Consider the following 23,291-nt stretch of genomic DNA (forward strand, 5'->3'; position numbering starts at 1 on the left):
GCCGGCGGGCGCTTCTCGTTGCTGCCTCAGGCCCCCGAGGTGACCCGGTACGCGTCGAAGACCCCGTCGACCTTGCGCACCGCGGCCAGCAGGTGGCCCAGGTGCTTCGGGTCGGCCATCTCGAAGCTGAACCGGCTCACCGCCACCCGGTCGCGGGTGGTGGTGACGGTGGCGGAGAGGATGTTGACCCGCTCGTCGGAGAGCACCCGGGTGACGTCGGCGAGCAGCTTGTGCCGGTCCAGCGCCTCGACCTGGATGGCGACCAGGAACGTCGAGGCGGAGGTGAGCTTCCAGCTGACCTCGACCACCCGCTCGCTCTGCGCCCGCAGGTCCTCGGCGTTGGCGCAGTCGTCGCGGTGCACGCTCACCCCGCCCGAGCGGGTGACGAAGCCGAAGACCGCGTCCGGCGGCACCGGGGTGCAGCAGCGGGCCAGCTTGATCCAGACGTCGCTGACGCCCCGGACCACGACGCCCGGATCCGCGCTGCTCTGCCGGCTGCGCGGCGGCCGGGTGGCGACGGCGGTCTCGGCGATGTCCTCCGCCGCGCCCTCCTCGCCCCCGTAGGTGGCCATCAGCTTCTGCACCACCGACTGGGCCGAGACCTGGCTGTCGCCGACCGCCGCGTAGAGCGAGGCGACGTCGGCCAGGTGCAGGTCCCGGGCGATCGCCATCAGCGCGTCCGAGGTGAGCATCCGCTGCAACGGCATGCCCTGCTTGCGCATCGCCTTGACGATCGCGTCCTTGCCGGCCTCGATCGCCTCCTCGCGCCGCTCCTTGTTGAAGTACTGGCGGATCTTGGTGCGGGCCCGGGGGCTCTTGACGAAGCCCAGCCAGTCCTGCGTCGGGCCGGCCGTGTCGGACTTCGACGTGAAGATCTCGATCACGTCGCCGTTGGACAGCGTCGACTCCAGCGGCACCAGCTTGCCGTTGACCCGCGCGCCGATGCACTTGTGCCCGACCTCGGTGTGCACCGCGTACGCGAAGTCCACCGGCGTCGAGCCGGTCGGCAGCGGGATGACGTCACCCTTCGGGGTGAAGACGTACACCTCCTGGCTGGACAGGTCGAAGCGCAGTGCGTCGAGGAACTCGCTCGGGTCCGCCGCCTCGCGCTGCCAGTCCAGCAGCTGGCGCAGCCAGGTCATCTCGTCGATGTGCGCCGGCGGGCCGACGATCTGGGTGCCCTTGTGCTCCTTGTACTTCCAGTGCGCGGCGATGCCGAACTCGGCGGTGCGGTGCATCGCGTAGGTGCGGATCTGCATCTCCACCGGCTTGCCGGTGGGCCCGATGACCGTCGTGTGCAGCGACTGGTACATGTTGAACTTGGGCATGGCGATGTAGTCCTTGAACCGGCCCGGCACCGGCTGCCAGTTGGCGTGGATGACCCCCAGCGCCGCGTAGCAGTCCCGCACCGTGTCGACCAGGATCCGCACACCCACCAGGTCGTAGATGTCGTTGAAGTCGCGACCCCGCACGATCATCTTCTGGTAGATCGAGTAGAGGTGCTTCGGCCGGCCGGTGGTCTCCGCCTTGATCTTGGCGGACTTGAGGTCGGTCTGCACCTTCTGGGTCACCTGGCGCAGCAGCGCCTCACGCTGCGGCTGGTGCTCCCCGATCAGGCGGTTGATCTCCTCGAACCGCTTCGGGAAGAGGGTGCCGAAGGCGAGATCCTCCAGCTCCCACTTGATCGTGTTCATACCGAGGCGGTGCGCCAGCGGGGCGAGGATCTCCAGCGTCTCCTTGGCCTTCTGCTCCTGCTTGGGGCGGGGCAGGAAGGTCAGGGTGCGCATGTTGTGCAGCCGGTCGGCCAGCTTGATCACCAGGACCCGCGGGTCCTTGGCCATCGCCACGACCATCTTGCGGATGGTCTCCGCCTTGGCCGCGTCGCCGAGCTTGACCTTGTCGAGCTTGGTCACCCCGTCGACCAGGAGGGTGACCTCCGGGCCGAAGTCCGCGCGCATCTGGTCGAGGGTGTACTCGGTGTCCTCGATGGTGTCGTGCAGCAGCGCGGCGACCAGGGTGGTGGTGTCCATGCCCAGGTTGCCCAGGATGGTGGCCACGGCCAGCGGGTGGGTGATGTACGGGTCGCCGGACTTGCGGTACTGACCGGAGTGCCAGCGGGCGGCGGTGTCGAAGGCGCGCTGCAGCAGCCGCGCGTCGGCCTTGGGGTGGGCGTCCCGGTGGGTGGAGATCAGCGGCTCCAGCACCTCGCTGACCTGCGAACTCTGCCACGGCGCGTTGAACCGGGCCAACCGGGCCCGCACCCGACGGCCGGTCGGCGCGTTGGAGAGGGCGAAACCTCCGCTCGGCGAGGGCTCGCCGTCGGTCGGCAGCGGCGCCAGGGGCGCGCCGGCGTCGACGGCCTCGGCAACGGCGCCGTCGACGGCACCCGTCACACGGGCCGGCGGGTTGCTCTTCCGGTCGGTCACCGAGCCGTCAGCGTCGCCTGTCGGGTGCACCGTGCCCTCCACCGGGGGGACGACATCGTGGGACACCGGCCTCCTCACCGCTCGCCGGAAAACACCGGCCGTGGCTCCGGCCGGTCTGGTCCTTCGCCGCCGGACGGGGAACCGCCCGGTCAGCAAAGGGCAATGCTACCCGCACGGTGGGTGCGCTGCCGCTCCGCCGGACGGTCCGCACCGGGTCCGTCCGGCGGCAGGGGCGTCAAACGGTCAGCAGGGCATGGACCGGGCGTCCGGCGAGCTTCTTGCGGCCCTCCAAAAAGCCCAGCTCCAGCAGAACGGTGAAACCGGCCACCGTGCCGCCGGCCCGCTCGACCAGGTCGAGGGTGGCCTCGGCGGTGCCGCCGGTGGCGAGCACGTCATCGACCACCAGCACCCGGTGCCCGGCGGTGAAGGCGTCCTGGTGCACCTCCAGCGTCGCCTCGCCGTACTCCAGCGCGTACGAGGCGGAGTACGCGGCGCGGGGCAGCTTGCCGGCCTTGCGTACCGGCACCACGCCCACCCCGGTGGCGTACGCGATGGCGGCGGCGATCACGAAGCCGCGGGCCTCGATGCCGACCACGATGTCGAACGAGTCACGCCCGTGGTACTCGACGATCCCGTCGATCACCTCGCGGAACACCGCACCGTCGGCGAAGAGCGGCATCAGGTCCTTGAACATGACGCCGGGCTTGGGGAAGTCCGGCACGTCCAGCACCCGGCTGGCCACCAGCCGGGCGACCTGCGGGCCGCTGTCCCCCCGTGCCCCGGTGCTGTGGGTCTCCGTCACGGTGCTCCCTCCAACGACGACGGCGTCCTCCATGCCGCTCGCACAGCATGAAGGACGCCGTCGGGTCGATTCCTACCGGGTGTCCCCGCCCGGGTCAGCGCCGCTTGGCGCCACCCGGCCGGTTGCCGCCGCCCCCGCTGGGACGGCCGCCCCGGGCGCCGGTCGGGCGCTTGCCGACGGGACGGGCGCCCACCTTCGGCGCCACGCCGGCCAGGGCCGCCGCGTCGGAGTCGATCGACTCGTCGCCGCCCTCGGCCGCGCGGGGCGCGCCCTTCGGGGCCAGCTCGCCCCGGGCGATCGCACCCCGCCGGGCCAGCACCCGCTTGTTGTGCGCCTGGATCCGCGGGTCGTAGTTCTTCAGCAGCACCAGCAGCGGAGTGGCCAGCAGGATCGAGGTCAGGAACGCCACCGCCATACCGACGAAGAGCACCAGGCCGAGGTCCTTGAGCTGGCCCGCGCCGAGCAGGCCGGCACCGATGAAGAGCAGGCCACCGACGGGGAGCAGGGCGACCACCGAGGTGTTCAGCGACCGCATCAGGCTCTGGTTGAGCGCCAGGTTGGCCGCCTCGCCGTACGTCTGGTTGTTGTTGGCGGTGATGCCGCGGGTGTTCTCCTGCACCTTGTCGAAGACCACCACCACGTCGTAGAGCGCGAAGCCCAGGATCGTGAGGAAGCCGATGATGGTCGACGGGGTGACCTCGAAGCCGACCAGCGAGTAGATGCCCGCGGTGAGGAAGAGGTTCATGAACAGCGAGACGATCGCGGCGACCGCCATCCGCCACTCGAAGCGCAGAATCAGGTAGATCGCCACCACCGCGACGAAGATGATCAGACCGAGCAGGGCGCGTGAGGTGACCTGCTCGCCCCACGCCTCGCTGACCCGGTTGCCGCTGATCTGGTCGGCGTTGATCCCGAACTCCCGGGCCATCTCGGCCTTGACCTGGGTGGCCTGCTCCGGGCTGAGCTGCGAGGTACGCAGCTCGTAGTACTCGCCGCTGGTGCTGCCGACCTTCTGCGCGGTCACCACCTCGGCGTCGCCGCCCTTGGCCGCGAGCACGGCGTCGACCTTCTCCTCGGCCTGCTCCAGGGTGCCGACGCTGGCCGGCACCTGGAACGAGTTGCCGCCGGCGAACTCGATGCCGAGGCTGAACCCGCGCACCGCGAAGCTGAGCACCGCGATCAGCACCAACGTACCGGCCACGGCGAACCACAGCTTGCGCCGGCCGACGATGTCGAGCCCGGCCTCACCGCGGTAGAGCCGGCTCGCGAGACCACTCTTAGCCATCTCAGGCCTCCTTGACGCGCGGGGTGCGGGGCGAGTCCTGCTCGGCCGACCGGGCCGGCAGGGCCCGGCCGAGGCCGCTGACCCGCGGGGACAGGAACGCCCGGGTACGGGCGAACATCGTCATGATCGGGTGCCGGAAGAGGAAGACCACGACCAGGTCCAGCACCGTCGCCAGGCCAAGGGCGAAGGCGAAGCCCTTCACCGTGCCGACCGAGACGACGTAGAGCACCACGGCGGACATCAGCGTGATCGCGTTCGCCGAGATGATCGTCCGGCGGGCCCGGATCCAGGCGCGCGGCACCGCGCTGCGCGGGCTGCGCCCCTCCCGGATCTCGTCCTTGAGCCGCTCGAAGTAGATGACGAAGGAGTCCGCCGCCACACCGAGCGAGACGATCATGCCGGCGATGCCGGCGAGGGTGAGGGTGAAGCCGATCTGCCGGCCGAGCACCACCAGCGCGCCGAAGACCAGCAGCGCCGACAGCACCAGGCTCAGGAAGATCACCGAACCGAGCAGCCGGTAGTAGAAGAACGAGTAGATGATGACCAGCAGCATGCCGATGCCGGCGGCGAGCAGCCCCGCACGCAGGTGGCTGTCGCCCAGGGTGGCGGTGACGTTCTGCTGCTCCTGCGGCTCGAAGGTCACCGGCAGCGCGCCGTACCGCAGCTGGCTGGCCAGCTTGTTGGCGTCGGTGCTGGTGAAGTTGCCGGTGATCTGCGAGTCACCGGTGAGCACGCCCTGGATCTCGGGCGAGGAGACGATCTCGTTGTCGAGCACGACCGCCACCCGGCACTTGCCGTCCTGGCCGAGCGCGGTCTGGTCGCAGGCGCCACCGGTGTTGTTGAACGCCTCGCGGGTCAGCTCGGTCCACTTGTCCTGGCCGTCGCCGGTGAAGTTCAGGCTGACCACCCAGGCGCTGGCCTGGTCGAGCACGGCGTTGGCGTCGTCGACGTCGGTGCCGACCACCTTCGCCACGTCGAGCAGATACTTGGCCGCACCGTCCTCACAGGCGACCGCCTGCTGCTTCTCGTCCGTGATCGACGCGGCCGGCCGCTTGTCCAGCTGGGCGCAGGTGATGGTCGGGACGTTGAACTGCATCTGCGGCGTCAGCACCGCGATCTCCTGCGGGGAGAGCGCGCCGAACGGCTTGAGCTTCTCCGCCAACGACGGGTCCGCGGTGAGGTCGGCCGGGGCCTGCAGGGCGCTCGCGGCGGCCCAGGCCGCCGGTCCCACCTTCTTCTCGACGGCGTTGCGCTGCTCCTGGATGCTCTGCGGCACCGGGGCGGCGCTGGCGCTCGGCGAGGCGGCCGGGGCGCTCGGCGAGGCCGGGGCGCTCGGCGAGGCCGGGGCCGAGGGGGTGGCGCTGGCGCTCGGCGCGGGGGCGCCGCCGCCCTGGCCACCGGCGCTCGGCGAGGAGGTGACCTTCGGCGACGCACTGCCCGACGGCTTCGGCGACGCGCTGCCCGAGGGGGCGGGCGAGGCGCTGCCGGAGGGGGCGGGGGTCGGGGCCGCCGTCGGGGCGGTGGCCGCGCCGCTGCCGTCCGCGGCCTTGAGCACCTTGCGGAAGCGCAGCTCCGCCGCGCTGCCGACATCGGTCAGCTCGCGGTTCTGGCCGGGCAGGGAGATGACGATGTTCCGGTCGCCCTCGGTGACCACCTCGGCCTCGGCCACGCCGTAGGCGTTGACCCGGCTCTCGATGATCTGCCGCGCCTCTTCGAGGTTCTCCGAGGTCGGCGGCTTGCCGTCGATGCTGTTGGTGGCCTCGAGCGTCAGCCGGGTGCCGCCGATCAGGTCCAGGCCGAGCCGGGGCTCCAGCCGGTCCTTCCAGCCGCCGCTGGCGCCGCCCGAGAAGAACACCAAAAGATAGAGGACGACGAAGATGAGCCCGAGTACGGCGAGCTGCCGCCCGGGGCGCATCTGTCCCTGAGGTGGTGCCACGGCTGTCCTGTCTCCCTGTAACGGTCGCGCCGCCGGTGGGGGCGGCGAATGTCGGGCCGGGGGTCCGGGCCGACGTGCTCTGCGGGGTCGGCATCCGGCGGTCGGCACGGCGTACCGCCACCGACGCGGGGGCGTCGGTCGGGGGCGCGTGCCGGCGTCGGGCGTCGACCCGCCTGTTCAGTTGTCGCGATCCGCCCGCCGCTCCGTCAGGAGGGCGGGCGGGGCGTTTCACTCCTTGACGGCGTCCGCCGCTTCCTCGGTGACCGGCTCGGTCGACTCGGTGCGCTCGGCCTGGTTGACCACCCGGGCGATGGCCGGCCGGGCGTAGCGGGTCTGGACGCCGGGGGCGACCTCGAGCAGCACGGTGTCGTCGGAAACGCCGGTGACCGTGCCGTAGAGCCCGCCGATGGTGACGACCTCGTCACCCGGGGCCAGCGCGGACTGCATGGCCTCGGCTTCGCGCCGCCGCTTCTGCTGCGGGCGGATCATCATGAAGTACATGACGCCGAAGAGCAGGGCGATCATGAGGATCGGCGTGAGACCGCCGACTCCTCCGCCGCCCGCTGCTGCGTAAACCACGGTGTGTGACCTTCCCATTGGCCTCCGGACCGGCACGAGGGGTGCCGGAGCGGAGGCGGATTCTCACGTCCTGTACAGACCGCGGCGAGTCTAATCCCTGCACCTGAGAACGCCGAATGCGGTACAGATCACGTTCACATCACGGCTGATCCGGTGCGGCGGAGAACAGATCGGGCACGGACGGGGCCTCGGCACCAAATGTACCATTTGGCGGCGTACGGCCTAGATGGTGCCAGGCGGCCTCGGTGGCCACCCGCCCGCGGGGCGTGCGGGCGAGCAGACCGGCCCGGACCAGGAACGGCTCGCAGACCTCCTCGACGGTGTCCGGCTGCTCCCCCACCGCCACCGCGAGGGTGGAGAGCCCGACCGGGCCGCCCCGGAACGAGTCCACCAGGGCGGTCAGCACCGCGCGGTCCAGCCGGTCCAGGCCGAGGGCGTCCACGTCGTACACGGTCAGCGCGGCCCGGGCGGTCTCCAGGTTGACCACGCCCTCGGCCCGGACCTCGGCGAAGTCCCGCACCCGGCGCAGCAGCCGGTTGGCGATCCGGGGGGTGCCCCGGGATCGTCCGGCGATCTCGGTCGCCCCGTCGTCGGTGATCGGCACGCCGAGGATCCGCGCCGAACGGTGCAGCAGCGCCTCCAGGTCGGCCGGGGCGTAGAAGTCCAGGTGCGCGACGAAGCCGAACCGGTCCCGCATCGGCCCGGTCAGCAGACCCGAGCGGGTGGTCGCGCCGACCAGGGTGAACGGCTCGACGTCCAGCGGGATCGCGGTGGCGCCGGGCCCCTTGCCCACCACCACGTCGACCCGGAAGTCCTCCATCGCGCTGTAGAGCAGCTCCTCCGCCGGCTTGGCGATCCGGTGGATCTCGTCGATGAAGAGCACGTCGCCCTCGGCGAGGCTGGTCAGGATGGCCGCCAGGTCGCCGGAGCGCTCGATGGCCGGGCCGCTGGTCACCCGGATGCCGGCGCCCAGCTCGGCGGCGACGATATTGGCGAGCGTCGTTTTCCCAAGGCCAGGCGGCCCTGACAACAGGATGTGGTCCGGCGGGGAGCCGCGCCGCATCGCGCCCTGCAGCAGCAGGTCGAGCTGGTCGCGGACCCGGTGCTGGGCGATGAACTCCGCGAGCCGCTTCGGCCGGACGCTGGCCTCCGCGTCCAGTTCGGCGTCGTTGACGTACGCCGAGACCAGGCCGTCGCCGGTCACCGGGCCACCTCCGCCCGCCGGGCCGGTGCGGTGGGCGCGCTCATCGGGTGCGGCCCAGCAGTCGGATCGCCTGCTTCAGCAGGACCGGCACCGGCGGGGTCTCGCCGTCGACGGTCTCCGCGACCGCCGCCACCGCCTGGTCGGCCTGCCCCGCCGTCCAGCCCAGCCCGACCAGCGCCTGGCGGACCTGCTCGGGCCAGGCCCCGCCGGTCACCCCGGCCGCGCCGTCGGCACCGATCGGCACCGGGCCGATCCGGTCGCGCAGCTCCAGGACCAGGCGTTCGGCGCCCTTCTTGCCGATGCCCGGAACCCGGGTCAGCGCGGCGGTGTCGGCATTGGCGATGGCCTTGCGGATCGCGTCCGGGGTGTGCACGGCGAGCACCGCCTGGGCCAGCCGGGGACCCACCCCGCTGGCCGTCTGGAGCAGCTCGAACAGCTGCTTGGCGTCGTCGTCGGGAAAGCCGTAGAGGGTGAGCGAGTCCTCCCGGACGACCAGGCTGGTAGCGAGCCGGGCCGGCTGGCCGACCCGCAGGTCGGCGAGGGTGCCCGGGGCGCACTGCACCGCCAGGCCGATCCCGCCCACCTCCACCACCGCGTGGTCCGGACCGGTCGCGGTCACCGTGCCGCGCACGCTGGCGATCATCGCGTTCCTCCTCGTCGTGCCCGATCGGCGGCGGCGGCGAGCTTGGACCGGGTGCCGCCGCGCCACACGTGACAGATGGCCAGGGCCAGGGCGTCGGCCGCGTCGGCCGGCTTCGGCGGCTCGGGCAGCCGTAGCAGCCGGGTCACCATCGTGGTCATCTGCCGCTTGTCGGCCTGACCGGAACCGGTCACGGCCGCCTTCACCTCGCTCGGGGTGTACGTCTGCACCGGCAGTCCGGCGCGCGCCCCGGCGAGCACGGCGATCCCGCTGGCCTGGGCGGTGCCCATCACGGTGCGGACGTTGTGCTGGCTGAAGACGCGTTCGACGGCGACGGCGTCCGGCCGGTGCTCGGCGACCAGCTCGGTCAGTGACCGGTCCAGGTGCAGCAGGCGCAGCGCCAGGTCGTCGGCCGGGTCGGTGTAGACGACGTAGTAGGCGATCAGGGTGCAGGGCCGCCCCGGCACGCCCTCGACCACGCCGACTCCACACCGGGTCAGCCCCGGGTCGACGCCGAGCACGCGCACGCCGCCTCCTCCCCCAGCCGCCAGCAGTACGTGTGTTCGACACCCTACTGGTCGGCGCGGCCCGGCATCCCGGGGGACACGCCGGCCGTACCGGCGCGTCGCGGTGGCCCGGACCACGCCGCTACATGCGGGCGTGGTCGACCTCGAGGGCGACGGTGACGACGTCCCCGTCGTCCTTGCCGGCGCGGATCCGCGCCGGCACCGCCAGCAGCCAGCCCGCCGCCCGGTCCCGCCAGACACTGGTCGACCAGGTGCGGCCGTCCACGGTGGCGGTCACCGGCACCCGGCCGAACGGACCGGCGGCACCCGGCGCGTGGGCTTCGGGCACCGGCGCGAAGACCCACCCGCCCGCGCCCGGCCAGCGGACCAGCGTCGCCCGGAAGACCGGCCCGCCGGTCGGGACCTCGCCGGGGCCGCCCGGCCGCACCTGCCTCGCCATCTCCACCTCCCGCCCGCCGAGCCGCCCGAGCGGTGGCCGGCGCGGTGCTGTCATCCGGAGCCGAGAGTGCCACCCACCGCCGACAGTTGCGGTACGCGACGGGGCCGGGGTCGCCGTTCCCGGGCCGGTGCCGGCGCGCCCACACAGACCGACGGTGGAGTATGTGTCGCCGCCCCATGTGCCGCCGGCCACACAGCTCGTAACTTCTTGCGCCATGACGGCAGAACCCGTGGCGGTCCCCCACGTCGTACACGTCGACCTCTCCGGTCGTAGTGCCCTGGTGACCGGTGGTGGCAGCGGCATCGGCCGGGCCTGTGCCCTGCGCCTGGCGGCGGCCGGCGCGAAGGTGCTGGTGGTGGACCGCAACGTGGAGGCGGCCAAGGCGGTGGCCGCCGAGGCCGGTGGCCGCGCCGAGGGGGTGGACCTGTCCGACCTGGCGGCGGTGGACCGGCTCGACGCCGACGTCGACATCGTGGTCAACAACGCGGGTCTCCAGCACGTCGCGCCAATCCAGGAGTTCCCCACGGAGCGCTTCGAGTACATCCACCGGGTGATGGTGGAGGCGCCGTTCCAGATCATCCGGCGCGCGCTGCCACACATGTACGCCCGGGGCTGGGGCCGGATCGTCAACATCTCCTCGGTGCACGGGCTGCGCGCCTCGCCGTACAAGGCGGCGTACGTGTCGGCCAAGCACGGCCTGGAGGGGCTGTCCAAGGTCGTCGCCCTGGAGGGCGCCGCGCACGGGGTCACCGCCAACTGCATCAACCCGGCGTACGTCCGCACCGCGCTGGTGGAGAGCCAGATCGCCGACCAGGCGGCCAGCCACGGCATCGGCGAGGACGAGGTGATCGAGAAGATCATGCTGGCCCGGGCCGCGATCAAGCGGCTGATCGAGCCCGAGGAGGTGGCGGAGCTGATGGCGTACCTCTGCTCGCCGCCGGCGGCCTTCATCACCGGCGCCTCCATCGCCCTCGACGGGGGCTGGACGGCGAACTAGTGGCACCGCGCACAATGAGCGTCATGTCGTCGCCGGTCGAGTTCCTGGAGCTGCTCGCCCGGGAGGCGGCTGCGGTCGAGTTCGAGGGCCCGCTGGTCGCCGCCCGGGCCGCCGGGCTACCCGCCGACCGGCTGGCCGAACTCGAACAGGCCAAGACGGTGGCGCTGCGCGTCCGCGCGCTGCTGGAACGCCGCCGCCGCCGGGAGACCGAACTCTCCGGCCTCTACGACACCGTCAGCGACCTGGCCGGCCTGCGCGACCTGGACGACGTGCTGCGGGCCATCGTGCACCGGGCCCGGCACCTGCTCGGGGCCGACGTCGCCTACATGACCCTCAACGACGACGAGCGCGGCGACACCTACATGCGGGTCACCGACGGCTCGGTCTCGGCCCGGTTCCAGCGGCTACGGCTCCCGATGGGCGCCGGCCTCGGCGGCCTGGTGGCCCAGTCCGGCGCCCCCTACGTGACCGCGAACTATCCCGAGGACGACCGCTTCCACCACACCGGCGAGATCGACGCCGGGGTGGGCGAGGAGGGTCTGGTGGCCATCCTCGGGGTGCCGCTGCGGCTCGGCTCGACCTCGATCGGCGTGCTCTACGCCGCGAACCGCTCGGCCCGCCCGTTCGTCCGCGAGGAGGTGGCCCTGCTGGTGTCGCTGGCCGCGCACGCCGCGGTGGCGATCGACACCGCGCGGCTGCTCGCCGAGACCCGCTCGGCGCTGGAGGAGCTGTCCGCGGCCAACACCACCATCCGGGCGCACAGCAGCTCGGTGGAGCGGGCCGCCGCCGCCCACGACCGGATGACCGCGCTGGTGCTCCGCGGCGGCGGGGTGGAGGACGTCGCGGCGGCGGTCACCGAGGTGCTCGGCGGCGCGCTGCTGGCGCTCGACGCCGAGGGACGGCTGCTGGCCCGGGTCGGCGAGATCGAGGAGCCGGACCGGGCGGACATGGTCGAGGCGGTGGCCGCGTCGCGTACCGAGGGGCGCAGCGTGCGCCGGGGCCCGCTCTGGTACGCCGCCGTGGTCGCCGGCGCGGAGAACCTGGGTGCGCTGGTGCTGCGCCCGGACGACGACCTGGTCGACGCCGACCAGCGCATCCTGGAGCGGGCCGCGCTGGTGACCGCGCTGCTGCTGCTGTTCCGGCGTACGGTCGCCGAGGCCGAGGGACGGGTGCGGGGCGAGCTGCTCGACGACCTGATCGCCCGGCCGCTGCGGGACACCGACGCGCTGCGCAGCCGGGCCCGCCGGCTCGGGATCGACCTGGACGCCCCGCACGTGCTGGTGGCGGTCGGCGACGACGCGATCGGCGCGACCGGCTCGGCCCGGCTGCGGGTGCTCTCCTGGGCCACCACGTACGCCTCGACCCGCGGTGGCCTGGCCGCGGCCCGCGACGGGCGGGTGGTGCTGATGCTGCCCGGCCGGGACGCCGGTGGCAGCGCCCGGGCGGTGGCCCGCGACCTGTCCCGGGTGACCGGCCGCCCGGTGACCGCCGGGGCGAGCGGCCCGGCGGGCGGGCCGACGGCGCTGGCCGCCACGTTCACCGAGGCGGACCGCTGTCTCACCGCGCTGGGCGCGCTGGGCCGGGCCGGCGAGGGGGCGAGCACCGCCGAACTGGGCTTCGTCGGGCTGCTCCTCGGCACGGTCGGCGACCAGGGCGAGCGGGACGTCGCCCGGTTCCTGACCGCCACGGTGGGGCCGGTGCTGGACTACGACGCGCGGCGCGGCACCGCGCTGGTGCGGACGCTGGAGGCGTACTTCGGGGTGGGCGGCAGCCTGGCCCGCGCGGCCGAGCAGCTGCACGTGCACGTCAACACGGTGACCCAGCGCCTGGAGCGGGTCGGGCAGCTGCTGGGTGCGGACTGGCAGAAGCCGGAGCGGGCGCTGGAGGTGCAGTTGGCGCTGCGCCTGCACCGGCTGCGCACGCCGGCGGGCTGAGCCGTTGCGGGGCCTGGCGGGGCCGGGGGGCGCACCGGGCCGAGGCGCTGGGCGGGCTGGTCCCGCTGCTCGCCGGCGGCTGAGCGGTCAGCGGGCCCGGACGCCCTCCAGCACCGCGTCGACGACCTTCTCGGGCAGGATCAGGTCGTCCAGCTCGGGATGCCAGCGCAGCATCCGCTGAATCAGCATCGGCCCGGTGAGCAGGGCCATCGTCACCTCGACGTCGAGGTCGGCGCGGAGCTCGCCGGTGCGGATCCCGCGCCGCAGCACCTCGCGCATCATCTGCCGGCGCGGCTCGATGATGTTCTGGTAGAGCTGGAAGTTGTCCGGGCTGCGGTTCACCTCGGGCACCAGACAGGGCATGATCTTCGCGGCGCGCGGGTCGATGTTGTGCCCGACCGCGCCGACCAGCAGCACCAGGTCGTCGCGGACGGAGTGCCCGGCCGGCTGCGGCAGGATCCCCTTGAGCCGGCGCAGCGCGTCGAGCAGCAGCGCGTCCTTGCCCGGCCAACGCCGGTAGATGGTGGCCTTGCCGACGCCGGCGCGGCTGGCGATCGCCTCGATCGACAGCGCCTCGATGGTGCTGCCCTCGGCGAGCAGATCGAGGGTGGCCTCGATGATGGCCTCGTCCGCGCGGACGCTCCGCGGTCGCCCGGGCGACCGCGGAGCATCTGCGGTGGAAGTCATGTCCGACATTATCGCCGAACCTATGCCGTTCCGGCCAACTCCGGTTCGCCCACCACCGGCGCGGCGGCGGGCGCTTCCGCAACCCGGCCCGGCATCCACCGCAGCACGATGAGGATGCCGAGGGCGGCCACCACCGCGGACAGCGCCGCCGCCCAGTGCATGGCCGAGACGAACGAGTCGTTGGCCGCCGCGATCAGCTTCGGCGCCGCCGGCCCGAGCTGTCCCGCCGCCGCGTACGCGCCGGAGATGGACTCGTTGGCCGCCTCGCGGGCCGGGGCGGGCAGCCCGTCGACCGCCGAGGCGATGTCCTCCCGGTAGACCGCGGAGAGCACCGAGCCGAGCACGGCCACGCCCAGCGCGCCGGCGACCTGCCGCACCGTGTTGCTGACCGCCGAGCCCACGCCCGCCTTCTCCCGGGGCAGCGCCGACATGATCGACTCGGTGGCCGGCGGCATGATGTTGGCCATCCCGGCGCCCTGGAGGAAGAAGAACACCAGCACCACCCAGATCGGCGTGCTCGCGTCGACGAAGGCGAACGCGCCGAGCGCCAGCACGGTCAGCACCAGCCCGACCACCGCGACCGCCTTGCCGCCGTACCGGCGGACCATGGCGGCGCTGCGCGGCGCGAAGATCAGCTGCGCGCCGGCGAAGGGCAGGAAGAGCAGGCCGGTCTCCAGCGGGCTGTAGCCACGGACCAGTTGGAGGTAGAACGAGCTGAAGAACATGACGCCCATCGCGGCGAAGAAGATCAGGCCGACGATCGCCACCGGCGCGGCGAAGCGCGGCACCCGGAACAGCCGGACGTCCAGCGACGGGTGCTCACTGCGCCGCTCGTGGGAGACGAACCAGGCCAGCACCGCCAGGCCGCCGAGGATGGCCGCCCAGACCACCGGCCGGTCGAAGCCGTGCTCGCCGCCGTCGATGATGCCGTACGTCAGCGCGACCAGACCCACCACCGACAGCAGCACGCCGAGCAGGTCCACCCGGCCCGGTCGGGGGTCGCGGGACTCCGGCACCAGCAGCGCCACCAGGACCACGCCGGCCACCACCACCGGCACGTTGATCAGGAAGACCGAGCCCCACCAGTAGTGCTCCAGCAGGGCGCCGCCCAGGATCGGGCCGATCGCCACGGCGAGGCCGACCGCGCCGGCCCAGACGCCGATCGCCCGGCCCCGCTCGCGGGGGTCGAAGACGTTGGAGATGATCGACAGGGTCACCGGCATGATCGCCGCGCCGCCGACGCCCATCAGGGCGCGGGCCGCGATCAGCTGGCCGGGATCCTGCGCGTACGCGGACAGCAGCGAGGCCAGGCCGAACAGCACCAGCCCGATCAGCAGGAAGCGGCGGCGACCGAAACGGTCACCGAGCACGCCGAAGGTGAACAGCAGCCCGGCGAAGACGAGCGTGTAGGAGTTGATCGACCACTCCAGCTCGCCCTGGCTGGCGCCGAGGCCGTGCACCGGGTCGGCGAGGGTGCGCAGTGCGACGTTGAGGATGGTGTTGTCGAGGACGACGACGAGCAGGCTGATCACCAGCACCGCGAGGATCCCCCACCGCCTCGGATGTCCGGTGTTCTCGTGCGGTTCCATGTGTCCGGTTCTCCCCCCGGCGTGCTCGTACCGTGAATTACGATACGAGTCAGACTCGTAACGAGCCTGAGCGTACGGCCCCGGGTTTCGATACGGAACCGGATCGTTTCGTATGTGTCCGGCGTCACGCTCCCGCAAACCGAGCAGCCGATGACAGCGGCCCTCATCGCGGAGCCCGGCGAAGGCCGGGAGGGACGACAGGCGGCCCGCGCCTTGCGGGGCCCCTGCCCGGATTGCCGGATCCAGTACGGCCCCGCCCGACCCTGGCTGGCCGGCCAGGCGCGCAGGGGTCGACTGTCCGATTTCCGGGCGAGCTGCGTGCCGTCCGATGTCCGGGTCTGGCCGGACGGTTGCGGGTCGTCCCGTGACCTGCGGCACCCTGGCGGTGGAATGGTGGCCGGGCCGGGGTCGTTACATCACCTGGACGATCGCAGCAGCACCCCGCTGGCCAGGCCCGAACGCGTGGCCGGCCCGGGATGCGGGCCCCCGGAATGATGGTGGGCCGCCGGTCGTTACACATGGACCCGGCGCCGTGAGCCCCCCGCTCGCGAAGCCTGCCGGGGCGAAGACTTTCCCCTTTGATCTTTTGAGCGCCGTCGTGGTGCTTGCGCGTGTCCGACCCCCCTCGGACACGACGCCAACCCCCGAATGGAGCCATCCTGATGAACACCACCATTCTGCGGAAGAGCGTGCTCGGTATCGCTGGTCTGGCCTTCGCCGGTGGCGTCTTCGCCGGCCCGGCCACCGAGGCCCACGCCGCCCCGGCCATGGACGCCAAGGCCGTCGCCGTGGTGCAGGCCGACAAGGTCGACAAGGGCAAGCTGATCCCGCACGGCGTGCAGGGCAAGCAGTCCCGCATCACCCTGGACGCCGAGCAGACGAAGAACGTCAAGGCGATCATCGCGGCGACGAAAAAGTCGGGCATGGACGAGCGGGCCGCGGTCATCTCCATCGCCACCGCCCTGCAGGAGTCGAAGCTGGAGAACCTGGGCCACCTCGGTGACCGCAACGACCACGACTCGCTGGGCCTGTTCCAGCAGCGCCCGTCCAGCGGTTGGGGCAGCCCGAAGCAGATCACCGACGCCGAGTACGCCACCAAGGCGTTCCTCAAGGGCCTCAAGCAGGTCGACGGCTGGCAGGACATGCCGCTGACCGAGGCCGCCCAGACCGTGCAGGTCTCGGCCTACCCCGACGCCTACGCGCAGTGGGAGCGGCAGGCCGCCGACCTGGTCGCCAAGCACTGGAACTGACCCACCTGAACATTCACGCCGGCCGGCACCCCGAACCCGGGGTGCCGGCCAGCGGCATGTCCAGGGCGACCCGCCCGCCCCGCAGGCGGCGGCGGCGAAGGTGGTGAGGCGTACCGACGGCGACGGGAACGGCTCGATCCAGCCCGGCCCCGCGCCGAAGAGGCGTACCCGGGGAAAGTCGCGCCCGAAGCGGACCAGGCGGTACGCGCGGCCGGTGAGCGGGGTCTGCGACCAGACCAGGACGGTGTGCGGGCGGGCTCGCACCACGGCGGCGGCCAGCGCGGCCCACGGCAGCGCGGGCCCCAGCAGCAGGCACCCGCGGCCCCGCTCCCGCAGCGCGGCGGCGAGCGCGTGCAGCCCGAGGCAGTGCGCCTCCTGTCCGGCCCCGGCGAGCAGCACCCCGTCCGGCGGCAGGGCGCGACCCCGGTCCCGGCGGTACCCGTCCAGGCCGATCCGGACGCCCTCGGAGAGCGCGTGTTCGATCGCGATCTCGGTGCCGCTGTGCCCGCGCAGTCCGCCGAGCAGCGGTCGGCAGACCCGCTCCCAGACCGGCGCCACGCCGGCGTCGGCGGCGAGGTCCCGCACCAGCGCGGCGATCCCGTTGGCGTCGAGGTCCTCGGCGGCCACGCGAGCCGCTTGCGGGCGGCCTCGACGACGTCGGCCGGCATCGGTTCGGTCAGCACCAGACGTACCCCCGGGTGTGCGATCACTACCAGGGGGTTCGCTGGGACGGCGCGGTTCGGATGCGCCGTCGCGGGACTTCATCTGCGGCGGGCGGCCATCCAGCGCAGCGCCAGGGCGGCGACGGTGCCCCACAACCCACGGCGGAACAGCAGCACGACCAGGACGAAGATGCCGCCGGTCACCAGGCCGATCGCCTCGAATCCGGAGAACGACAGCCAGTCCTCCAACCGGACCACCAGGGCCGCGCCGAGCACCCCGCCCCACAGTGTGCCGATGCCGCCGAGCACGACGACGATGACCGCCTTGCCGGAGGTGGTCCAGTGCAGCACGTCGAGGGAGACGAACCGGTGCCCGACGGCGAAGAGCCCGCCGCCGAGACCGGCGATGAAGCCGGAGAGCACGAACGCGGTCAGCTTGTAGCGGTGCACCGGGTAGCCGAGCGCCCGCGCCCGGGCCGGGTTGTCGCGGATGCCGACCAGCACCCGGCCGAACGGCGAGTGGGTGATCCGCCAGGCGGCGGCCAGGCCGAGCAGCACGATCGGCAGGATCGCGTAGTAGAAGTAGAAGTCGTCGGTCAGGTCGAGGCCGAACAGCGACCGGGGCACGCCCTGCAGGCCGTTCTCGCCCTTGGTGACCGAGCGCCACTCGTTGGCCACGTAGTAGACCATCTGCGCGAAGGCCAGCGTGACCATGGCGAAGTAGATGCCGGTCCGCTTCACCGCGAGGTAGCCGATGGGCAGCGCGAGCACCGCCGCACCGAGCGCCCCGGCCAGCACGGCGACCGGGAACGGCAGGCCGGCGTGGATGGCGACCAGGCCGGTGAGGTACGCCGAGGTGCCCCAGAACGCCGCGTGCCCGAAGGACATCAGCCCGGTGAAGCCGAGCAGCAGGTCCACCGACACGGCGAACAGCGCCCAACAGAGGATGTCCACCGCCACCGCCGGGTAGAGCCCGTTGGGCAGCCAGAGCGCGGCGGCCAGCCCGGCGGCGAGCAGCGCGTACCGGACCCAGCCGGGCGCGCGGGCGACGGCGAGCAGCCCGGACGGCGGGGCCGGTCGGCTCGCCTCGGCCGGGGTGTCGACGGTGCTGGTCATGCCGGTGCCTCCTCACGGCCGAACAGCCCGGCCGGCCGCCAGAGCAGCACGGCGGCCATCACGACGAAGACGATCGTCTGGGACACGATGGGGAACTCGGACAGGTACGCCTCGCCCCACGCCTGCACCAGGCCGATGCCGAAACCGGCGGCGACCGAGCCGAAGATCGAGCCGAGACCGCCGATCACCACCACCGCGAAGACCACGATGATCAGATCGGCGCCCATCAGCGGGTTCACCGCCCGCATCGGGGCGGCGAGCACGCCGGCGAGCCCGGCCAGGCCGATGCCGAAGCCGAAGACCGGGGTCACCCACCGCCCGACGTCGATGCCGAACGCCCGGGTCAGCTCCGGCCGCTCGGTCGACGCCCGGACCACCATGCCGATCCGGGTACGGGTGAGCACCCACCACACCGCGACGCAGAGCAGCACCGCGAAGCCGAGGATGAAGACCCGGTACGTCGGGAAGTCGAAGAGTCCGAAGTCGACCGAGCCGCTGAGCTCGGCCGGGGTGGCGTACGGGCTGGACTGCACGCCGTAGCGGGTCTTCACGAGGTCCTGCAGGATCAGCGTCAGGCCGAAGGTGAGCAGGAAGTTGTAGAGCGGGTCGAGCCGGGTCAGCCGGTGGATGACCGCCCGTTCCAGGACCATGCCCAGTACGGCCAGGCCCACCGGCATGATCACCAGCGCCGCCCAGAACGGCACGCCCGCCTCGGTGAGCAGCACGTACGCCCCGAACGCGCCGAGCATGTAGAACGCGCCGTGGGCGAAGTTCACCACCCGCAGCATGCCGAAGATGACCGCGAGCCCGAGGGCGAGCAGGGCGTAGAACGCCCCGCCCACCAACCCGTTGAACGTGTTCTGAAGGAACCCGGTCACAGCTTGCAGTCCGGGGACGGGGCCCGGAACGCCTCCGCGGCCGGGATGGTCTTGAGGACCTTCACGTAGTCCCAGGGCTCGCTCACCTCGGCCTGCGGCTTCACCTGGGCCAGGTACGCGTCGTGGATGACCCGGTGGTCCTCGGCGCGGATCTTGCCGTTGCGCAGGAAGACGTCGTTGACCTCCTTGCCCTCCAGCCCCTTGACCACGGTGTCCGCGTCATCGGTGCCGGCGGCCTGCACCGCCTCCAGGTACTGCATCGCGGCGGAGTAGTTGGCCGCGTGGGCGAAGGACGGCCGGGTGCCGGTCTCCTTCTGGAACCGGTCGGCGAACTCGCGGTTCTGCTGGTCGAAGTTCCAGTACCAGGCGTCGGTGTAGGTGGTGCCGGCGAGGGCGGCCGGGGTGAGCGAGTGGATGTCGGTGATGAACATCAGGCCCACGGCGAGCCCGATGCCCTTGTCCCGGAGCTTGAACTCGTTGTACTGCTTGACCACGTTGACCAGCTCGGCACCGGCCTGCATGGTGCCCAGCACCTCCGGCTTCGGGTTCATCCTGGACGCCTTGAGCAGGAACGACGAGTAGTCGCCGCTGGTGTTCGGGAACGGCGCGCCGTCCTTGCCGACCACCTTGCCGCCGGCCTTCTCGATCGCCGCGGAGAAGTTCTTCTCCATGTCCTGGCCGAAGGCGTAGTTCGGGTAGAGGATGTACCAGTTCTTGCCGACCTGCTCGGTGGTGGTCGTGCCGGTGCCGTGGGCCAGCATGTACGTGTCGTACGCGTAGTGGAACGTGTACTTGTTGCAGCTCTTGCCGGTCAGGTCGGTGGTCGCCGCGCCGATGTTGAAGTAGAGCTTCTTCTTCTCCTTGGCCACGTCGGCGACCTTGAGGGCGGCCGACGAGGTCGGCACGTCGAGGATGATGTCGACACCCTTGCGGTCGTACATCTCGGCGGCCTTGCTGTTGGCGATGTCCGGCTTGTTCTGGTGGTCGGCGGTCTCGACGGTGATGTCCGTGGTCACCGCCTTGTCCCCGTGCTTGGCCTTGAAGTCGGCGATGGCCATCTCCACGGCCTTGACGGAGTTCTTCCCGGACAGCTCCGAGTAGGCCCCGGACTGGTCGTTGAGGACGCCCAGCACGATCTTGTCGCCGGTCAGCTTCTGGTCGCCGCCCGATGCCGGGCCACCGCCGCCGCAACCGGCCGCCAGCACCACCGCCGCCGACGCGGCGGCCACACCCACGCTCCTACGCATGTTCATCCCTTTCATACCGCGCGGACACCGCGCGGGTCAGCCGTCAAAATGATTCAGATACCGAGGTACGCCAGCAGCTCGCGCTCCCGCGAGCGCACCTCGGAGTTCGCCATCGCCTCCACGACGCGTCCCTCGGCCAGCAGGTAGTGCCGGTCGGCGACGCCGGTGGCGAAGTGCAGGTTCTGCTCGACCAGCAGCACGGTCACCCCGTGCTGCTTGGCCTCCCGCAGCAGGTCGCCGACCTGCTGCACGAGCAGCGGCGACAGGCCCTCGGTGGGCTCGTCGCAGAGCAGCAGCCGGGCGCCCATCCGCAGCACCCGGGCCAGGGCGAGCATCTGCTGCTCGCCGCCGGAGAGCATGGTCGCCGCCGAGTCGCGCCGGGAGTACAGGGCGGGGAACGCCTCGTACACCCGCTCCAGCGGCCACGGGTCGGGGCCGACCCGCGGCGGCAGCGTCAGGTTCTCGGTGACGCTGAGGGTGGCGTACGCGCCCCGGTCGTCGGGCACCCAGCCGAGGCCGAGCCGCGCCCGCTTGTACGCCGGCAGCCGGCTGATGTCCCGCCCGTCCAGCTCCACGGTGCCGCGCTGGCCGGGGTGCAGCCCCATCACGCAGCGCAGCAGGGTGGACTTGCCGGCGCCGTTGCGCCCGACCAGGGTGACCACCTCGCCGGCGGCGACCTCCAGGCTCACCTCCCGCAGCACCTGCGCCTCGCCGTAGAAGGCGGAGAGGGTGTCAATGCGCAGCATCAGCGGCTCCCAGGTAGGCGGTGATGACCCGCTCGTCGGCGCGGACCTGCTCGTACGGGCCCTCGACCAGCACCGTGCCGGCCTGCAGCACGGTGACGGTGTCGGCGAGGCGGCCGACGACGCTCATGTTGTGCTCGACCATCACCACGGTCCGGCCGGCCCGGACCCGGGCGATCAGCTCGACCGTGCGGTCGACGTCCTCCAGCCCCATCCCGGCGGTCGGCTCGTCGAGCAGCAGCACCTTCGGGTCCAGGGCGAGGGCGATGGCCAGCTCCAGGGCGCGCTTGCGCCCGTACGCCAGCGCCTCGGCCGGGGCCTCGGCCAGCGCGCCGAGCCCGACCATGTCCAGCAGTTCGTCGGCCCGCTCCCGGTAGCGGCCCATCAGCTTGGCCGACCGCCAGAAGCGCCAGCCGAGCCCGCTGGGGCTCTGCAATGCCAGCTCGACGTGCTCGCGGGCGGACAGCTGCGGGAAGAGACTGGTGATCTGAAACGAGCGGGCCACCCCGAGCCGGGCCACCTGCTCCGGCGGCAGGCCGGTGACGTCCCGGCCGTCCAGCTCGATCCGGCCCTCGGTCGGCGGCAGGAAGCCGGTGAGCAGGTTGAACAGGGTGGTCTTGCCGGCACCGTTGGGGCCGACGAGCGCGTGCACGCTCTCCGGGGCGATGTCGAGGTCGACGTGGTCGACCGCGCGGAAGCCCCGGAAGTCACGGGTCAGCCCGCGCGCCGACAGGAGCGCTTGCCCGGCCATCGCCTCATCCTCCGCAGGTCACTGGCGACGGCCGGGTCGGTGACCGGGGTCACAGGGCCGTCGCGTGGAGGAAACCTACGGGGAACGGCCGGAGTGCAGCCATGTCGATCCACCACACTTTCCGGCCGGTCGGCGCGGGGTCGAGCGACATGAGGCTCGGCCGGAAGCGGGCCGGAGGAGATCGACAGCGGTGAACAGGCACCCCGCGAGATCGCTCCCATGTGGCCCGGCCACCTGACCGGCGGGGGCGTGGCTGGCGGGACCGGCCACCCACCCGCGCGGGGCGCGGGGCGGGGCCGGCCACGCGGGGCGCGGGGCGGGGCCGGCCACGCGGGGCGCGGGGCGGGGCCGGCCACGCCACCGCGGGGTCACCGGGCCGGGACGTACTCCGGCAGGGTCAGGCCGTCGGCCTTGTCGAAGAACGCCCGGGTGGCCAGCCGGCGCAGCGGCCGGCTGGTCATCGCCCGCATCGACCGGTCACGCATCCAGATCGCCGCCCGGCTGGCCGGCAGGAACCCGGACAACGCGCCGGCGGGCAACTGCTGGCAGCGCAGCACGTGCGGGCGCAGCACCTGCTCGTAGCGGGCGAAGGCGGTCCGGTGGTCGCCGCCGGCGGCGGCCAGCTCCCCGGCCAGCACGTACGCCCCGACCAGGGAGAGGCTGGTGCCCTGGCCGGTCAGCGGGGACGGGCACCACGCCGCGTCGCCGAGCAGGGCCACCCGGCCGGCGCTCCACCGGTCCATCCGCACCTGCCCGTACAGGTCGAAGTAGAAGTCCGGCGCGTCGGCCATGGCGGCCAGCAGCTCCGGGGTGCGCCAGCCGACGTCGGCGAACCGCTCGGCGAGGATCCGCCGCTGCGCGGCGGCGTCGCGCCGGTCGACGTCCAGCGGCGGCGAGACGAAGCTGAACAGGGCGGCGATCCGGCCACGGCGGTCCGGCCGGGTGCCGACCACCCGGCCGCCGGGGGCATTGTGCAGCAGGAACCAGCCCTCGTCGTCCGGGTACGGGGTGGTGAAGTAGGCCAGGTACGCCCTCATCGGCCGGAGGTACGCCGACTCCGGTCCGAAGGCCGCCTCCCGGGTCCGGGAGTGCACGCCGTCGGCGCCGACCACCAGGTCGAAGGTGCGCGGGGCGGCCCGCTCGAAGTCGACCCGCACTCCGCCGGGCACCTCGGTCAGCGTCGCGATCGAGTCGTCGAAGAGGTACTCCACGTCGGACCGGGTCTCCTCGTACAGCAGCCGGGCCAGGTCGCCGCGCTGGATCTCGAGGTCGGCGACGATGCCCTCCCCGCCGAAGGCGTGCACCGACATCCGCGCCCGCACCGTGCCGTCGGCCGCCACGTACGCCATGCCGCGCTCGTCGACGCACTCCGCGCGTACCCGCGCCGTCAACCCCATCCGCTCGATGACCCCGCGGGCGGCGCCGCGGACGTCGACCGCCTGGCCACCGGGGCGTGGCCCCCGGGCCCGCTCGACCACCGTGGGGTGGAAGCCGTGCCGGCGCAGCCAGAAGGCCAGGGCGGGACCGGCGATGCCGGCCCCGGAGATGAGCACTTTCCTGTCGGTCACCGCTGCGCTCCTCGCGTTGTCCCGCTTTCAC

General features: G+C 72.5%; 20 protein-coding genes. 3 read left to right on the forward strand and 17 right to left on the reverse strand.

The window, feature by feature from the left end; genetic code table 11:
- Positions 1-26: 26 nt before the first annotated feature.
- The 9 genes from GA0074696_RS21520 to GA0074696_RS30920 all read right to left on the reverse strand — a co-directional run bounded on the left by GA0074696_RS21520 (position 27) and on the right by GA0074696_RS30920 (position 9,892).
- Positions 27-2,492, reverse strand: a complete 2,466-nt coding sequence (locus GA0074696_RS21520; RefSeq protein WP_088962770.1) for a RelA/SpoT family protein — start codon at positions 2,490-2,492, stop codon at positions 27-29.
- A 169-nt stretch (positions 2,493-2,661) separates the two neighbouring features.
- Positions 2,662-3,228, reverse strand: a complete 567-nt coding sequence (locus GA0074696_RS21525) for an adenine phosphoribosyltransferase (protein ID WP_088962771.1) — start codon at positions 3,226-3,228, stop codon at positions 2,662-2,664.
- 94 nt (positions 3,229-3,322) lie between these two features.
- Positions 3,323-4,513: a protein translocase subunit SecF gene (gene secF, locus GA0074696_RS21530; protein ID WP_088962772.1), complete on the reverse strand. Its 1,191-nt coding sequence runs from the start codon at positions 4,511-4,513 to the stop codon at positions 3,323-3,325.
- Position 4,514: 1 nt separating this feature from the next.
- Positions 4,515-6,449 carry a protein translocase subunit SecD gene (secD, locus tag GA0074696_RS21535; protein WP_172894369.1) on the reverse strand — a complete coding sequence of 645 codons (1,935 nt, stop codon included), beginning with the start codon at positions 6,447-6,449 and terminating at the stop codon, positions 4,515-4,517.
- Positions 6,450-6,677: 228 nt separating this feature from the next.
- Positions 6,678-6,974 carry a preprotein translocase subunit YajC gene (yajC, locus tag GA0074696_RS21540; RefSeq protein ID WP_407940616.1) on the reverse strand — a complete coding sequence of 99 codons (297 nt, stop codon included), beginning with the start codon at positions 6,972-6,974 and terminating at the stop codon, positions 6,678-6,680.
- A gap of 193 nt (positions 6,975-7,167) precedes the next feature.
- Positions 7,168-8,232 carry a Holliday junction branch migration DNA helicase RuvB gene (ruvB, locus tag GA0074696_RS21545; RefSeq protein WP_088962775.1) on the reverse strand — a complete coding sequence of 355 codons (1,065 nt, stop codon included), beginning with the start codon at positions 8,230-8,232 and terminating at the stop codon, positions 7,168-7,170.
- 40 nt (positions 8,233-8,272) lie between these two features.
- Entirely contained in the window at positions 8,273-8,875 is a 603-nt protein-coding gene (gene ruvA, locus GA0074696_RS21550) for a Holliday junction branch migration protein RuvA (protein ID WP_088962776.1), read from the reverse strand.
- The gene (ruvC, locus tag GA0074696_RS21555) at positions 8,872-9,399 is read right to left on the reverse strand and encodes a crossover junction endodeoxyribonuclease RuvC (RefSeq protein ID WP_088962777.1); all 528 of its coding nucleotides are present in this window, start codon (positions 9,397-9,399) and stop codon (positions 8,872-8,874) included. Before ruvC ends, ruvA begins: the two co-directional genes overlap by 4 nt.
- A gap of 121 nt (positions 9,400-9,520) precedes the next feature.
- Positions 9,521-9,892: a DUF1905 domain-containing protein gene (locus GA0074696_RS30920; protein WP_157746081.1), complete on the reverse strand. Its 372-nt coding sequence runs from the start codon at positions 9,890-9,892 to the stop codon at positions 9,521-9,523.
- Between the two features lie 160 nt (positions 9,893-10,052).
- Here GA0074696_RS30920 and GA0074696_RS21565 point away from each other — a divergent pair, with 160 nt between their 5' ends.
- Together GA0074696_RS21565 and GA0074696_RS21570 are read left to right on the forward strand one after the other, a co-directional pair.
- Positions 10,053-10,835, forward strand: coding sequence for a 3-hydroxybutyrate dehydrogenase (locus GA0074696_RS21565; RefSeq protein WP_088962778.1), 783 nt, complete (start codon positions 10,053-10,055; stop codon positions 10,833-10,835).
- A gap of 14 nt (positions 10,836-10,849) precedes the next feature.
- A complete protein-coding gene (locus GA0074696_RS21570; protein ID WP_088962779.1) occupies positions 10,850-12,769 on the forward strand; it encodes a helix-turn-helix domain-containing protein in 1,920 nt (639 codons plus the stop codon).
- 87 nt (positions 12,770-12,856) lie between these two features.
- On the opposite strand, the gene GA0074696_RS21575 is transcribed toward GA0074696_RS21570, so the two are convergent.
- Both GA0074696_RS21575 and GA0074696_RS21580 read right to left on the reverse strand, forming a co-directional pair.
- Positions 12,857-13,465: a TetR/AcrR family transcriptional regulator gene (locus GA0074696_RS21575; RefSeq protein ID WP_088962780.1), complete on the reverse strand. Its 609-nt coding sequence runs from the start codon at positions 13,463-13,465 to the stop codon at positions 12,857-12,859.
- Between the two features lie 11 nt (positions 13,466-13,476).
- The gene (locus GA0074696_RS21580; protein ID WP_088962781.1) at positions 13,477-15,045 is read right to left on the reverse strand and encodes an MFS transporter; all 1,569 of its coding nucleotides are present in this window, start codon (positions 15,043-15,045) and stop codon (positions 13,477-13,479) included.
- A 662-nt stretch (positions 15,046-15,707) separates the two neighbouring features.
- On the opposite strand from GA0074696_RS21580, the gene GA0074696_RS21585 reads away from it, so the two are divergent.
- Positions 15,708-16,295: a hypothetical protein gene (locus tag GA0074696_RS21585; RefSeq protein WP_088962782.1), complete on the forward strand. Its 588-nt coding sequence runs from the start codon at positions 15,708-15,710 to the stop codon at positions 16,293-16,295.
- 761 nt (positions 16,296-17,056) lie between these two features.
- On the opposite strand, the gene GA0074696_RS21595 is transcribed toward GA0074696_RS21585, so the two are convergent.
- From GA0074696_RS21595 to GA0074696_RS21620, 6 genes are all read right to left on the reverse strand, one after another.
- The gene (locus tag GA0074696_RS21595) at positions 17,057-18,073 is read right to left on the reverse strand and encodes a branched-chain amino acid ABC transporter permease (RefSeq protein WP_088962783.1); all 1,017 of its coding nucleotides are present in this window, start codon (positions 18,071-18,073) and stop codon (positions 17,057-17,059) included.
- On the reverse strand, positions 18,070-18,951 hold the full coding sequence (locus GA0074696_RS21600) for a branched-chain amino acid ABC transporter permease (RefSeq protein WP_088962784.1): 882 nt from the start codon (positions 18,949-18,951) through the stop codon (positions 18,070-18,072). Before GA0074696_RS21600 ends, GA0074696_RS21595 begins: the two co-directional genes overlap by 4 nt.
- Entirely contained in the window at positions 18,948-20,204 is a 1,257-nt protein-coding gene (locus tag GA0074696_RS21605; protein WP_088962785.1) for an ABC transporter substrate-binding protein, read from the reverse strand. The genes GA0074696_RS21600 and GA0074696_RS21605 overlap by 4 nt, the downstream gene beginning before the upstream one ends.
- A gap of 47 nt (positions 20,205-20,251) precedes the next feature.
- A complete protein-coding gene (locus tag GA0074696_RS21610; RefSeq protein ID WP_088962786.1) occupies positions 20,252-20,944 on the reverse strand; it encodes an ABC transporter ATP-binding protein in 693 nt (230 codons plus the stop codon).
- Entirely contained in the window at positions 20,931-21,692 is a 762-nt protein-coding gene (locus GA0074696_RS21615; protein WP_088962787.1) for an ABC transporter ATP-binding protein, read from the reverse strand. Before GA0074696_RS21615 ends, GA0074696_RS21610 begins: the two co-directional genes overlap by 14 nt.
- Positions 21,693-22,060: 368 nt before the next feature.
- Positions 22,061-23,260: an FAD-dependent monooxygenase gene (locus tag GA0074696_RS21620; protein ID WP_088962788.1), complete on the reverse strand. Its 1,200-nt coding sequence runs from the start codon at positions 23,258-23,260 to the stop codon at positions 22,061-22,063.
- Positions 23,261-23,291: the final 31 nt, after the last annotated feature.

This window comes from Micromonospora purpureochromogenes (genome assembly GCF_900091515.1).
GTDB lineage: Bacteria > Actinomycetota > Actinomycetes > Mycobacteriales > Micromonosporaceae > Micromonospora > Micromonospora purpureochromogenes.